General features: G+C 65.3%; 16 protein-coding genes and 1 tRNA gene. 9 read left to right on the top strand and 8 right to left on the bottom strand.

From position 1 onward, the window contains the following. Positions 1–28: 28 nt before the first annotated feature. A complete protein-coding gene (locus RM1_RS13655) occupies positions 29–1468 on the bottom strand; it encodes an SDR family NAD(P)-dependent oxidoreductase (protein ID WP_072751935.1) in 1440 nt (479 codons plus the stop codon). A gap of 186 nt (positions 1469–1654) precedes the next feature. On the opposite strand from RM1_RS13655, the gene RM1_RS13650 reads away from it, so the two are divergent. Further along, complete coding sequence (locus tag RM1_RS13650; RefSeq protein WP_072751934.1) at positions 1655–2866, top strand: S8 family peptidase; 1212 nt, start codon at positions 1655–1657, stop codon at positions 2864–2866. 83 nt (positions 2867–2949) lie between these two features. Here the strand turns inward: RM1_RS13650 and RM1_RS13645 are convergent. Then, positions 2950–3035, bottom strand: a tRNA-Leu gene (locus RM1_RS13645). Positions 3036–3199: 164 nt separating this feature from the next. On the opposite strand from RM1_RS13645, the gene RM1_RS13640 reads away from it, so the two are divergent. The 3 genes from RM1_RS13640 to RM1_RS13630 all read left to right on the top strand — a co-directional run bounded on the left by RM1_RS13640 (position 3200) and on the right by RM1_RS13630 (position 5534). Further along, complete coding sequence (locus tag RM1_RS13640; protein ID WP_072752087.1) at positions 3200–4537, top strand: M20/M25/M40 family metallo-hydrolase; 1338 nt, start codon at positions 3200–3202, stop codon at positions 4535–4537. 60 nt (positions 4538–4597) lie between these two features. Next, the gene (locus RM1_RS13635) at positions 4598–5131 is read left to right on the top strand and encodes a YbhB/YbcL family Raf kinase inhibitor-like protein (protein WP_072751933.1); all 534 of its coding nucleotides are present in this window, start codon (positions 4598–4600) and stop codon (positions 5129–5131) included. A gap of 85 nt (positions 5132–5216) precedes the next feature. After that, on the top strand, positions 5217–5534 hold the full coding sequence (locus RM1_RS13630) for a hypothetical protein (protein ID WP_072751932.1): 318 nt from the start codon (positions 5217–5219) through the stop codon (positions 5532–5534). 172 nt (positions 5535–5706) lie between these two features. Here RM1_RS13630 and RM1_RS13625 read toward each other — a convergent pair whose 3' ends face one another. From RM1_RS13625 to RM1_RS13610, 5 genes are all read right to left on the bottom strand, one after another. Beyond that, on the bottom strand, positions 5707–6552 hold the full coding sequence (locus tag RM1_RS13625; protein ID WP_072751931.1) for an NAD(P)H-binding protein: 846 nt from the start codon (positions 6550–6552) through the stop codon (positions 5707–5709). 258 nt (positions 6553–6810) lie between these two features. Continuing rightward, positions 6811–7185 (bottom strand): hypothetical protein, encoded by a 375-nt coding sequence (locus tag RM1_RS25915; protein WP_218019705.1) that lies wholly within the window; start codon positions 7183–7185, stop codon positions 6811–6813. Positions 7186–7448: 263 nt separating this feature from the next. Then, on the bottom strand, positions 7449–7925 hold the full coding sequence (locus RM1_RS13620; protein WP_083576716.1) for an NUDIX domain-containing protein: 477 nt from the start codon (positions 7923–7925) through the stop codon (positions 7449–7451). Between the two features lie 65 nt (positions 7926–7990). After that, the gene (locus RM1_RS13615; protein WP_072751930.1) at positions 7991–8197 is read right to left on the bottom strand and encodes a dihydrofolate reductase; all 207 of its coding nucleotides are present in this window, start codon (positions 8195–8197) and stop codon (positions 7991–7993) included. A 200-nt stretch (positions 8198–8397) separates the two neighbouring features. Then, positions 8398–8901 carry a DinB family protein gene (locus RM1_RS13610; RefSeq protein WP_072751929.1) on the bottom strand — a complete coding sequence of 168 codons (504 nt, stop codon included), beginning with the start codon at positions 8899–8901 and terminating at the stop codon, positions 8398–8400. Positions 8902–9303: 402 nt separating this feature from the next. Between RM1_RS13610 and RM1_RS13605 the strand changes: the two genes are divergently transcribed. After that, positions 9304–9621, top strand: a complete 318-nt coding sequence (locus tag RM1_RS13605; protein ID WP_072751928.1) for a hypothetical protein — start codon at positions 9304–9306, stop codon at positions 9619–9621. 176 nt (positions 9622–9797) lie between these two features. Here the strand turns inward: RM1_RS13605 and RM1_RS13600 are convergent, their stop codons facing one another. Next, entirely contained in the window at positions 9798–10382 is a 585-nt protein-coding gene (locus tag RM1_RS13600) for a hypothetical protein (RefSeq protein WP_072751927.1), read from the bottom strand. Positions 10383–10626: 244 nt separating this feature from the next. Here RM1_RS13600 and RM1_RS13595 point away from each other — a divergent pair, with 244 nt between their 5' ends. From RM1_RS13595 to RM1_RS26430, 4 genes are all read left to right on the top strand, one after another. Next, on the top strand, positions 10627–11076 hold the full coding sequence (locus tag RM1_RS13595) for an SRPBCC family protein (RefSeq protein WP_245816311.1): 450 nt from the start codon (positions 10627–10629) through the stop codon (positions 11074–11076). Continuing rightward, positions 11012–11659, top strand: a complete 648-nt coding sequence (locus RM1_RS13590; RefSeq protein WP_343286942.1) for a GNAT family N-acetyltransferase — start codon at positions 11012–11014, stop codon at positions 11657–11659. The genes RM1_RS13595 and RM1_RS13590 overlap by 65 nt, the downstream gene beginning before the upstream one ends. Positions 11660–11782: 123 nt before the next feature. Further along, complete coding sequence (locus RM1_RS13585; protein WP_245816308.1) at positions 11783–11980, top strand: hypothetical protein; 198 nt, start codon at positions 11783–11785, stop codon at positions 11978–11980. A gap of 450 nt (positions 11981–12430) precedes the next feature. Further along, positions 12431–12580 carry a hypothetical protein gene (locus RM1_RS26430; protein WP_169922320.1) on the top strand — a complete coding sequence of 50 codons (150 nt, stop codon included), beginning with the start codon at positions 12431–12433 and terminating at the stop codon, positions 12578–12580. Position 12581: the final 1 nt, after the last annotated feature.

Here is a 12581-nt window from a genome sequence, read left to right as displayed (position 1 = left end):
CCCCGCACCGCAGCCGCGATGCCCAGCGTCACCAGGGTGACGGCTTGTAGTCCTTGAGGAAGCAGCCGTACAGGTCGACGCCCTGCTCACCCTGCACGATCGGGTCGTACACCCGGGCAGCGCCGTCGACCAGGTCGAGCGGGGCGTGGAAGCCCTCGTCGGCAAGGCGGACCTTGGTGTAGTGCGGGCGTTCGTCGGTGATCCAGCCGGTGTCGACGGCGGTCATCAGGATTCCGTCCTGATCCAGCATCTCCTTGGCGCTGGTGCGGGTCAGCATGTTCAGCGCGGCCTTGGCCATATTGGTGTGCGGATGCCCCGCACCCTTGTACGCCCGGCTGAACTGGCCCTCCATCGCGGAGACGTTGACGACGTACTTGCGGCGTGCCGCCGCGGCCGCCATGGCGGGGCGCAGTCGGGACACCAGGATGAACGGCGCCACCGAGTTGCACAGCTGAACCTCGAGCAGCTCGATCGGATCGACCTCAGCAACGGTCTGGACCCAGCTGTTGGTGTGCGCGAGGTCGGGCACCAACCCGCCCGCGTCGATCGCGATGCCCTGCTCGATGCGTTCGAGCGAGGCGGAGCCTGCGACCAGCGCGAGCTCGCTGACCTGATGGATCACCGACTCGGCCGTCGGCAGCGAGCTCGCCAGCGAGGCCGGGTGCGCGTCGCTGGTCTTGCCGAAGGTCAGCACGTCCGGGAGCTCGCCGGCGGGCAGCGGCCCGGACTCGGCCTCCGCGAGCGCGGAGTAGGCGCCGGGGGAGCGTCGGACGGTCTGTGCCGCGTTGTTGATGAGGATGTCGAGCGGACCCTGCTCGGCCACCGAGTCGGCGAGCGAGACGACCTGGGCGGGGTCGCGCAGATCGATGCCGACCACCCTCAGCCGGTGGATCCAGTCGCCGCTGTCTTCCATCGCCTTGAACCGGCGGATCGCGTCGTTGGGGAAGCGGGTGGTGATGGTGAGGTGCGCGCCGTCGCGCAGGAGCCGCAGCGCGATGTACATGCCGATCTTGGCCCGACCGCCGGTGAGCAGCGCCCGCCTGCCGGTCAGGTCGGTGCTGGCGTCGCGCTTGGCGTGGCTGCTGGCCGCGCACTCGGGGCAGAGCTGGTGGTAGAACGCGTCGACGACCGTGTAGCGCTGCTTGCAGATGTAGCAGGGCCGCGGACGGATCAGGGTGCCCGCGCTCGCGCCGGGTGCGTTCGAGGTGAGCAGCACGCCCGCGGTCTCGTCGTCGATGCGCTCGGGCGAACCGGTGGCGGTCGCGGCCACGACCTGGCGGTCGGCCTCGGAGACGGCGTCGCGCGCCTCAACCCGGCGGCGCCGCTTGAGCTGCTTGAACATCTTGCCGCTGGCGCGCTGGAGGACCATCGAATCCGGGTGGTCGGCGTCGAGGCTGCCGGCCTCGGACAGCACGCGCAGGCAGATCTCCAGGTCGGCGGGATCGATGCCCGTCATTGGTTGTGCCATCGGTAGGTCGCTCAGTTCTGATCTCGAAGTGCCGGTCGAGGTCGGATTCTACCGAGTCAGGGGATGGGCCGAGACCATCGCAGTTTCCACCGGCTCAGGTGGTGACATCGCTCACAAGCCCGAGGAGGATTTTCGGTATCGGGGGATTCGTCGGCAGTCGATGCCGATCACCGAAAGGCCGAGATCATGAATGAGTTGAATGGTTCCACGGATCCGCCCCGGTTCCCGACAGCAGTGACCGACGACATGGCGCGTCCGAATTCGCTGCTTCACGTCGAGTCGGTGATACCCGTCGAGGCCCCGGTGCAGAAGGACGGACCGTTCCTGCCGGAACTGACGGAGGTCGATCTCCTCGTCCGGGCGGCGGACGCCCGCCGTGAGTTCAACGTCGGTGGTTCCGGTGTCACCGTCGCCGTGCTCGACACCGGATTACGCACCACACACGTGGATTTCGCGGGCCGGGTGGTGCCGGGACGCAACTTCACCCGGGACAACGGGGGCGACCCCGCTGACGTCACGGACGCGCACGGCCACGGCACGAGCGTGGCGGGAATCGCGTGCGCCGCGCGGATCCACACGGGCGTCGCCCCGAACGCGCGGATCGTTCCTGTCAAGGTCCTCGGCGACAGCGGAGGCGGGAGCTTCACGGACATTCGAGACGGACTGGACTGGGTGCTCGAGCGTCGGTCGTCTCTTGGCATCTCCGCCGTCTGCATGGCGCTTGGCGCGTCGGACAACCGGACGACCGACACCGACATGCCGGGCGACGGCATCGGTGCCCTGCTCCAGGAACTGACCGACGAGGGCGTCTGCTGCTGTGTGTCGGCGGGCAACGACTACTACGCGCACGGCGGCATGCAGGGGATGAGTTACCCGGCGATCTTCAGACAGACGATCAGTGTCGGGTCGGTCTACGACGCCGACGAGGGCAGCTTCCGCTACCGGGACGGGGCGAAGGCGTTCGAGACGGCGGCCGATCGGATGACGCCGTTCTCGCAGCGGCTGCACCGCAAGATCGGCGGGCCGTGCGCGACGGACATCTTCGCGCCGGGGTCGCCGGTGACGTCGGCGGGCATCCTCAACGACACAGGTGAGTCGCTCCAGTTCGGGACGAGTCAGGCGACACCGGTCGCGACGGGCGTCGTTTTGCTGTTGCAGTCCTTCTACCTGCGGACAAGGGGTGAACTGCCGTCGGTCGCCGATGTGAAGCGGTGGCTGGTGCGCGGCGCCACCGTCATCTACGACGGCGACGACGAGCACGACAACGTCGGGCACACCGGGCTGTCCTTCCCGAGGGTCAGCGCGGTCGGCTCGCTGCTCGCATGCGCGAAGGATCTCGCGATGCGCGAGCTGACGGCGGCCGAGCATGCGAGGACGGAGGCGGCGATGGGCCGATGATGATGTCGGACAGGATGTTTCGGAGAAACGCGAAAGGCCCCGGATCGTGATCCGGGGCCTTTCGCGTCTGTCTCAACTCAGAGTGCGCGAGGGGGGACTTGAACCCCCACGTCCATTAGTAGGACACTAGCACCTCAAGCTAGCGCGTCTGCCATTCCGCCACTCGCGCTTGCACACCTTGTTGTTTGCCCGCCGTTTTCTGCGTGCTGGGAAAGATTAGCTGATGCAGGGCCCCACGCCAAAATCAGCGCGTCTGCGCTGCTAGGAGGGGGTGTTCGGTGGTAGGAAAGTGGGGTGTCAGACGCAGAGAACACTCACGGCCCCGCCGCGGCGATCAACTCCGATCGTGGCCGAGCCGAGGCCGAAGTCGTCGATCTGGTCAGCGCGCTGATCCGATTCGACACCTCCAACACCGGTGAGCTCGCCACCACCAAGGGGGAGCGTGAGTGCGCCCAGTGGGTGGCCGCCCGGCTCGAGGAGGTCGGATACGAGACCGAGTACGTGGAATCCGGCGCGCCGGGCCGCGGGAATGTGTTCGCAAGGCTGCGGGGCGCGGACCCGACGCGTGGCGCGCTGCTGATCCACGGTCACCTCGACGTCGTGCCCGCCGAGCCCGCCGATTGGAGCGTGCACCCCTTCTCCGGGGCGGTCGAGGACGGTTATGTGTGGGGCCGCGGGGCGATCGACATGAAGGACATGGTCGGGATGACCCTCGCGCTGGCTCGCCAGTTCAAGGCGGAGGGCGCCGTGCCGCCGCGCGATCTGGTGTTCGCGTTCCTCGCCGACGAGGAGGCGGGCGGCAAGTACGGGTCGCAGTGGCTGGTCGAGCACCGCCCGGATCTGTTCGACGGCGTCACCGAGGCGGTCGGCGAGGTCGGCGGCTTCTCGCTGAGCGTGCCGCGCCCCGACGGCAGCGAGGCCCGGCTGTACCTGGTGGAGACGGCGGAGAAGGGGCTGGGCTGGATGCGGCTGACGGCCAAGGCCCGCGCCGGACACGGATCCTTCCTGCACGAGGACAATGCCGTCACGATCCTGGCCGAGGCGGTCGCCCGGCTGGGCAGGCACACCTTCCCGCTGGTGGTGCCCGACTCGGTCGCCGAGTTCCTCGGCGCGGTGAGTGCGGAGACGGGGGTCGAGTTCGACCCGGCCTCCCCGGACATCGACGGCACGCTCGAGAAGCTCGGGACGATCTCGCGGATCATCGGGGCGACGCTGCGTGACACCGCGAACCCGACCATGCTCAGCGCCGGGTACAAGGCGAACGTGATCCCGCAGACCGCCGAGGCAGTGGTCGACTGCCGCGTGCTGCCCGGCAGGCAGGCCGCCTTCGAACGGGAGGTGGACGAGCTGATCGGGCCGGACGTCACCCGCGAATGGATCACCAAGCTGGACTCCTACGAGACCACCTTCGACGGGCACCTGGTGGACGCGATGAACGCCGCGATCCTGGCGCACGACGAGAACGGCAGGACGGTGCCGTACATGCTGTCCGGCGGCACCGACGCGAAGGCGTTCGCGAAGCTGGGGATCCGCTGCTTCGGGTTCGCTCCGCTGCAGTTGCCGCCCGATCTGGACTTCACCGCCCTCTTCCACGGCGTCGACGAGCGGGTGCCCGTCGACGCGCTCGAGTTCGGTACCCGCGTTCTCGAGCACTTTCTCCATAATTGCTAGTGCCAGCATCCATCGAGTGATCGCACCGGTTCCGCCCCCTCACCGCTGAAAGGTCCCACCATGGCTTCCTCGCACAATCCCTACGACGCGCTTCCCGAGCTCCCGTCGTTCACGCTGACCTCGACGGACATCGAGGACGGCCAGGTTCTTGCCAACGCCCAGGTGAGCGGGATCTTCGGGGCAGGCGGCCAGGACATCTCGCCGCAGCTGTCGTGGTCCGGGTTCCCTGCGGAGACGAAGAGCTTCGCGGTGACGGTGTTCGATCCGGACGCCCCCACCGCCTCCGGCTTTTGGCACTGGGCGGTCGCGAACATCCCGGTGACGGTGACTTCGCTGGCGTCCGGTGCGGGTACCGCGGACGGATCCGGGCTGCCCGAGGGTGCGGTGCAGCTGCTCAACGACGGCGGCCTGTACGGGTACCTCGGTGCCGCGCCGCCTGCCGGGCACGGCCCGCACCGGTACATCGTCGCGGTGCACGCGGTCGGGGTGGAGAAGCTGGACGTGGACACGTCGGTCAGCCCGGGGCGTCTCGGGTTCAACCTCTTCAGCCACGCGATCGCGCGCGCGACGCTGACCGGGACGTACGAGCAGTAGCGGACGGATCGGCGCGCGGGGCCCTCGAACCGATCGGGCGAGGGTCCCGGCGCGCCTCGGTGTCGGCCGGAACGGGGGAGTGACCATGGAGATTCGGAAGGTCGCGGATCGGCTGCCGCCCGGTGCCGGTGGCCTGCGTGTCTACGGGGAGCCGTACGAGACCGCCAACGGCGCCACGATCATCACCGTCGCCAGGATCGGTGGCCGCCGCATGGGCACCAGCGGCGCCGTGGCGGTGCCCGTCGGTGTGTTCGTCATCCACGACGGCGAAGTCGCCTGGAAGCCCGCCGTCGACGAGACCCGAATAGCGTTGATGGCCTTGTCCATCGGCCTGGCGTCGGCGGTGTTGGCGACGCTGGCCGTCCTCCGCCGTCCGCCCTGGCCCGATCTGTCCCGACGGTGACGTCCGCGGGTCAGTGACCGAAGCCGAGCGGATTGGAATCTCCCGGAGGGGCGAGAGCAGGTGAAATGCCTTCGGGTTGACCAACTCTTGTTGGCCAGCCCGAAGGCATCCGCTATTCAGCCATGACACGTACGGCGGAGTGAGTGACCTTCAATGAGTATTGACATCTCCCTCAGCGGAAGTCCGCCGCATGATCCACCGCCCACTCCCGGAAGGGCCGGGCCGGGGTGCCCGTGATGCGCTTCACCTCGTCGTTGACCGGCTCCGGATTGTTGAGCATCTCTGCCTGGGCCGGCATCACAGCCTCCACCAGTTCGACAGGGTAGCCCGCGGCCTTCATCTGCTCGATGGCCTCATCCAGCGTGATCTCCTCGAACCGCACCGGACGCCCGATCGCCTCGCCGATCAGCGCCACCTGCCGTTCCTGGGTGACCAGTTCGGGGCCGGTGATCAAGGGGCGGGCGCCGAGCAGGGCGTCGGTCGTCAGAGCTTGGACGGCGACCGCCGCGATGTCAGCCTCGTGGATCAGCGGGCGGGCCAGCTTCGGCAGCGGCGCGCGTACTGCGCCGGTGGTGCGGACCTCCTCGGCCCAACCCAGCGTGTTGCTCGCGAACCCGGTGGGCCGCAGCGCCGTCCAATCCAAACCCGACGCCTCGATCAATCGCTCCAGCTCCGTGTGGAACATGGTGATGGCCTCGCCCGGCTTCTCGTCCCCGACCCCGGCGGAGGACAGGTACACCACCCGCCGGGCATGCTTCCCGATCGCGTCGATCACGGCCGGCGCGCCCTCGGCGCTCAGGAACGGCCACACCAGGAAGACCGAATCGATGCCCGCCAGTGCCGCGTCGAGCGACGTGGGATCGCTGAGGTCCCCGCGTACCGCCTGCACCCCCTCCGGGAAGGAGACCTTCCCTCTCGTCAACGCCCGCACGGGCACGCCCGCCGCGTGCAGTTGGGTCACCACCGCGCCGCCGACTTTTCCGGTCGCGCCGGCCACCAGGATCTTGGGCTGTGTCATCGGACTCTCCTCATCTCGGCGATCGATGACACAACTGTCAAACATGAACCACGGTTCAGGTCAACCTTGTCGGAGTGAACGTCATCGTGATCCGTGCCACGCCAACACTTTCCCTCGAAGGTGTCCTGTTCGACGATCGTCAAACAGGACACCTCCAACCAAGGCGAATGTGGATGGTGAAGCTTCGGGGATCGACCACCGCCTCCTGGATCGCGCGATCAGATACTCAACTCGTGACAGACGTGACGATTCGACGCACTAACCGGTCGATTCAGTCCAATGGCCGCCGTGCGGGAGCTCGCCGAAGCGATCGACAGGCCATGGAACTCGCTCGCCCTCGACCCGAAACTCCACTGTTCGCAGTGGCGGCTGCCGTCGCGGGCGAACGTCGACGGCTCGGAATGAGAAACCATCCTGCATCGCCGACTCCCAGTCGAAGTCGACGGTTTCGCCAACCTGGAGGTCTGTGGCTTGTCCGTAGACCTGGATCGATTCCCCGCGGCGGAGAGGCGGATGGTTCAGTGTCCAGATATTGCTGTAGTGCACCCAGCATCCGGTCGGGGTGTCCGACGATTCGATGACACCCCAACCTTCTTCACCGTGCCAGTCGGCCACGACACCCACACTCGTCATTCGGGAACCGTAGCTGGCTCGGTGACGAGGGTGCCAAAGCGCGGTCAACGTCTTGTTGATCGATGGTCACACAGGACACCGAGCCGAGGGCTCTCGCCGGATGACTCACCGCAGCTGGTCTCCAGGGAATGCCCGGATCTGTAGATCTCGGCGCCCGGGCCCTGACGTCAGGCCGGGTCTGCAGAACGCAACTTCTCGATGAATCGGCGGAACTGCGGATCGAACTGGTGGGGGTCGCTCGTCAGCACTTCGTTCGCTGTCCATCACCGGCCGCCACGAAATTCGTGGGGATCGAGGGTGAATTGCGTGTCGCGGCGGGCCGCGATCACGTACCAGAGGCTGACGTCGACATGGTTGTTGTCGGCCCCCGCCGTTGCAGTGACCGTGAGGAATATCGGCTCCGTTCCAGCAATGGTGAAGTCGGCTTCTAGGCCGAGCTCTTCCCTCGTCTCCCGTCTGGCCGCAACCATGGGGTGTTCGCCGGGCTCGACGTGCCCGCCGGTGGGGAGCTGCAGCCCGGATTTGATGTGGTCGACGAGGAACAGGCTCTGATCGGATGGGTCCACCACGACCGCGTATGACACAAGGTGGCGTGGTGGAGTTGCTGGCTTGGCGTGGCGAAAGATGTCGTCGGTGCTCTCGATCCAGGCCAGCGCATCTGAGAGGTGTTCACGTTCAAGGTCGTCGAGTGGCTCGATCTTGGAAACGAGGTCGTGGACGGAGCGAACGACAGGATGCATCGACCGATCGTTCCAGGAGTCACCGACACGCACTGTTCGATCCGCACTACCCGGGCCGGGCGGCGTCACGCTCCGCGCCGGTAGACCTGGTGCTCCGCCCACTCCCGCCCGTACCGGCCCGAAGTCGTAGAACACAGCGCGTAGACGCTCGGAATTTCCGGGAAGAACGTGTCACACCCATGCGTGCCGGACACGACAGTCACCTGCAACTCGTCAATGACGTCGTCGACGAGCGCCTGCTCGTAAAGCATCGCGCCGCCGAACACGATCACGTCCTCGATCTAATCCGACGTATCCGCCATCGCGACCGCCTCGCTCAGACTCCGCGCCACCCACACATCCGCCGGGTAGTCGTCGCGCGCGGAGACCACGATCGTGCGGCGACCAGGCAGCGGCAGGGACGAACTCGGATCACGGCAACTCGGCAACGTGAGAACAGTGACCGAATCGGGCTCTCGGGAGTGCCCGAGTTTCATGACTCCGGCTGACGCAGTGGGGGCCTGTCAATCTGTTCACGAAGGATGTCTCCGTGGCCTGCGTGCCGGGCGAACTCCTGGATGAATGTGAGCAGCGTCCATCGCATGCTGACGGTTCCTTCTCGGGGATTGCCCTTGGTGTCGTCGAGGTCGAATGCGGACGCGATCTCCCGCGATCGTTGGCTTGCGCGCTCGAATTCGGCGATTACGTCCGCCAGCGACTCTTCGTCGCCCACGACGAAGGTGCCCTCGTCGCGGCGCGAGTAGCCATCACATTCGGACTCGTCGAGCCCTGCCCAAAACCGCTGGAACCAGATCCGTTCCGCGCAAGCGGCATGCTTGATCAATGAGATCGGTGTGGTCAGCGACGCGACGAGGCGGCGACGGGCATCGTCCTCGGACAGACCGCGTGTGGTCTCGATGAGTGCTTCGCGGTTGCGGTCGAGCATGTTCTCGAGGATCGCTCGTTCGGTGCCGTTGGTAAGTCCGTAGGTACTCATGCTTTCACTCCATTTCTCTAGTGCGGTTAACGGCCCGCGGGTTGAGGACCGGTGCTGAATGAGGAAGGCGGCGCAGCAGCGATCAGTTTCGAGTGGGACGAAATGCCCGGCGTCAGAGTTTGACCGGGAAGAAGGAGAGCATTCGATCCGCTCGACGCGAGAACTGCGTACGGGGCGTAGAGAGCAGGCCAGCGGCAACATCGCAGACCGGGCTCGGCAGGAGGCTCCACTGCCTGCGGTTAGCATATCTCAGAACTTCGTCCATCCCGGGCTGCACGCCGATCGATGATGCTCCAGCATCATCGTCAAACAGGACTGGCTAGAACTGACCCAGCCGGTCTTGCTGTCCGCCGAACCTCTCTTCCAAGCGGAGCCGAGAAACTCATCGGTACGCTCGCGGGTATGGGTGGGGACTTGTTACTGCTGGTCGTTACGATCGGACCGCTGACGCTGTTCGGGTGGGCGGCTATTCGTGCGAAGCACCGCGGGCTCGGTGGGGCGTTCGTCGGGCCGTTTCAGGAGATGTTCGATCCCGGTGGGGCGCGAGCACAGATCGTCATCGAGGAGATGGCGGAGCTGCCGGATCCTTCGGATTCCGGCGATCCGGATAACGACGAGAATGTGCCCTACACCGTGGTGTATGACGGTGTTCGGCTGTACATCAATCAGGGCAAGAATCGACGGCGCGGAGGTGACAGGACCACCAGCCGTGCTGAGTGAGCACTTACCTGGAAACCCCGGCAACGCCGACCCGGCGCGGTCACAGTTCTCGAAGACCCATACCAGTCCTGAACTGTCATCGTCGACCGCGACCCATCCGACTCGACGATCGTCCTACGGGACACCGCTTGCGCACCCCAGATTTGCTCGAAGGGACGCAAACCGACCATGTTCGATTATTCCCAGTACGGTGGCTCGCGTGCCGGATCATCGAGTACTGCATCGATTCGCTCGCCGGCCACAATGCGATTTATTGCGTCCGCGCTGGCACCGATGGTGGCGAAGTGTGGATCAACGTCGTTTGTGATGCACCAGGCAAGGTCTGCCGGCCAAATGAATGCGGGGTCGGGTGAGCCGCCATACGGCCACCGCGCGGGGTCGGTGCTATTCCAGTCCGCATAGTCCGCCAGTGTGCCGCGGAACAACCAGTAGTCGCGATTGGGAATCGCGAAGTTGGGCGCTGAGTCGATGGTGATCGTGCTCCACCCATCCCACATGCAGAAGTAGCACTCATCTGGTGTGGTTGTGTATCGAGACAGGACCTCCAGCGCTACGCCGATCTGCTCCTTCTCCGACAATGCGTGCTGATCGAAATCGACGTCGCTCATCTTCTGTCCAGGAAAGCCCGGATCGGGTATGAATCTCACCCGCGCATAGCTCGGATATCCGACCGGGCCGCGGCCTGCCAATCGATACCACGGAAGTCCCTGCTCGACGAGCCAATCGGCGGTCGACGCGTCCTCGCACAGTTCGAAACTCACCCAGTCATTGTTACTTGGTCGGTTCGCTCGCGGCGCCAGCGCGATGCCGACGACGGTGTCTTGACTGACGATCTATTACACGACAGTCACATACCACCGCCAACAGTGGGTTCTACGTCTCCGGTTTCGGCATGATCGTCAGAAGCGGACAGCCAAGCGACACGTGCCTCGGCGTGGTCTCGTTCGTAACGTTGTTCCCGCTCGATCGGACACACAGACCGACCGTTACTTTCTATGGGGGTAGATGCCGATGATTGCTGACTCAGAGTTGAATCCCGCTGCGGTCGAGATCGGCAGTTTCTTCCCGCAGTCGCCAGACACCATTTGGCGTGCACTGACGGATCCGGATCTGCTCGAGCGATGGATGATGCGACCTACCGGGTTCGCTGCGTCAGTGGGAACGCAGTTCATTTTCGCAATACCAACTCAGCCGACCGGTGAGATTGCCTGCGAAGTCCTGGCGGCTCGGCCAGGTGAGCAGTTGAAGTTCAGCTGGGTCGATTTGCGAGCTGAGGATCCTGCGCGGTGGATTGTGGACTGGATGCTCCATCCGCAGGGCCGCGGCACGCGACTTCTGTTGACACAAACAGGCTTTGATATCGAGGACCGCCGGCAGAAGATGGCCCGTGATGCCCTGGAGCGGGGCTGGAAGGTCACCTTGTCGCGACTCCGGGACGTATTCGACGAGTCTTAACGTGAGGTTCACCGGTTGCTCGTCCGAGATCGGAAGGGAAGGGATGAGCGTGGGTCGTCTGACGATTCTGAGTACTGACCGGGTGAGGATCACGACGTGGCTCCCCTCGGACTTGAATGATCTCGCCGTGCTGCACGCCGACCCTGTCACGATGCGGTTCATCGGGAGCGGGCGCCCTGAAACCCTCGACGAAGCGCGATCCAGGATTACGGAATACTGCGACGAACAACGGGTTCGAGGTTGGACCAAGTGGCGCGTAGAGAATCGTGACGGCGACATGATCGGTCGCGCCGGCTTCGGAGCGAGCGATGTAGGCCGTGAGTTGGCGTACGCCTTGCGTCCAGACCATTGGAACCGCGGTCTCGCCACGGAGATCGCCGCGGGCCTGGTCCACTGGCACAACAAACATCTGCCTGGCGATCAATCCTCGAGCAGCATCTGTGCGTACGTCGAGGTCGGAAACCATGCGAGCGTCCGTGTACTGGAGAAGGTCGGTTTCATCTTCGTGGATCGACGCTCATACAAGGGTGCCGCCTGCGACTTCTTTCAGGTTCCCAAGGCAGAAGGGGCGTGCACTGATTGAGGATCGTCAACCAGGCCAAACTGAACAGCCGATCTCGCTGTTCGCCGAACGCCGAACCTCTTCCAGACGGAGCCGAGAAACTCAATCGGTACGCTCGCGGGCATCGTCGGGCCATTTCAGGAGATGTTCGATCCCGGTGGGGCGCGAGCACAGATCGTCATCGAGGAGATGGCAGAGCTGCCGGATCCTTCGGATTCCGGCGATCCGGACAACGACGAGAATGTGCCCTACACCGTGGTGTATGACGGTGTTCGGCTGTACATCAATCAGGGCAAGAACCGACGGCGCGGAGGTGACGGGACCACCAGCCGTGCTGAGTGAGCACCCACCTGGAAACCCCGGCAACGCCGACCCCGACGCGGTCACAGTTCTCGAAGACCCGATGCACGAGGCCGACAAGCTCGGCGTTGCTGGTTATCGAAGACGACGGTGGTTCTCATGAGTGAGGTTCCCGATCTCACGGCGGTCGAGTGGTTCGACGGTAGTTCGGTGCGAGCTCCGCGAACTGTCGCCGACCTCGTTGGCGTCGATCTCCCGGTCTATGTTCGGATCCTCCATCCGGCGGGGCGCGTAGAAGGAGGTACCTGCGTTGATGTCCGTTGGGACGAGGTGGCGCGCGCCAACGGGCGGCGGATGCATCCCGAGGTCGAGTGGGGGTCGATAACAGGATCGTGGTCTGTAGATGCGCAGCCGCCCACCTGGGAGGAGAGCCCGGACTGTGGTTCCTTGCCCGAGTCCGTCGCGCGCGGCCTAGCCAAGGTACTCAGGCACGTGGGAGCCGATTCCGGGGTCGTCTGGGCTGGTACCTGGGAGGGGTGGGACACCGAGTGGCCGGATCTGGAGGCGTACCGGGTATCGCCCGATCAGAAGCTGACGTGGGACACGGACAAGGTGAACCCGCTGCCCGCACCGCCGACCTAGG

It is taken from the genome of Rhodococcus maanshanensis NBRC 100610 (assembly GCF_001894865.1).
In the GTDB taxonomy this organism is placed as follows: Bacteria; Actinomycetota; Actinomycetes; order Mycobacteriales; family Mycobacteriaceae; genus Rhodococcus_G; species Rhodococcus_G maanshanensis.
The sequence above is the reverse complement of the archived record's forward strand: the minus strand, read 5'-3'. Positions and strand labels throughout refer to the sequence as shown.

What these genes read in the sequence shown, in the direction of transcription:
- RM1_RS13630 (WP_072751932.1), top strand. Translation starts at nt 5,217, where the DNA reads ATGGAGATTCGGAAGGTCGCGGATCGGCTGCCGCCCGGTGCCGGTGGC.
- RM1_RS13620 (WP_083576716.1), bottom strand. Translation starts at nt 7,925, where the DNA reads ATGCATCCTGTCGTTCGCTCCGTCCACGACCTCGTTTCCAAGATCGAG.
- RM1_RS13595 (WP_245816311.1), top strand. Translation starts at nt 10,627, where the DNA reads ATGCCGATGATTGCTGACTCAGAGTTGAATCCCGCTGCGGTCGAGATC.
- RM1_RS13590 (WP_343286942.1), top strand. Translation starts at nt 11,012, where the DNA reads ATGCCCTGGAGCGGGGCTGGAAGGTCACCTTGTCGCGACTCCGGGACG.
- RM1_RS13650 (WP_072751934.1), top strand. Translation starts at nt 1,655, where the DNA reads ATGAATGAGTTGAATGGTTCCACGGATCCGCCCCGGTTCCCGACAGCA.
- RM1_RS25915 (WP_218019705.1), bottom strand. Translation starts at nt 7,185, where the DNA reads ATGACGAGTGTGGGTGTCGTGGCCGACTGGCACGGTGAAGAAGGTTGG.
- RM1_RS13585 (WP_245816308.1), top strand. Translation starts at nt 11,783, where the DNA reads ATGTTCGATCCCGGTGGGGCGCGAGCACAGATCGTCATCGAGGAGATG.
- RM1_RS13605 (WP_072751928.1), top strand. Translation starts at nt 9,304, where the DNA reads ATGGGTGGGGACTTGTTACTGCTGGTCGTTACGATCGGACCGCTGACG.
- RM1_RS13655 (WP_072751935.1), bottom strand. Translation starts at nt 1,468, where the DNA reads ATGGCACAACCAATGACGGGCATCGATCCCGCCGACCTGGAGATCTGC.
- RM1_RS13635 (WP_072751933.1), top strand. Translation starts at nt 4,598, where the DNA reads ATGGCTTCCTCGCACAATCCCTACGACGCGCTTCCCGAGCTCCCGTCG.
- RM1_RS13625 (WP_072751931.1), bottom strand. Translation starts at nt 6,552, where the DNA reads ATGACACAGCCCAAGATCCTGGTGGCCGGCGCGACCGGAAAAGTCGGC.
- RM1_RS13610 (WP_072751929.1), bottom strand. Translation starts at nt 8,901, where the DNA reads ATGAGTACCTACGGACTTACCAACGGCACCGAACGAGCGATCCTCGAG.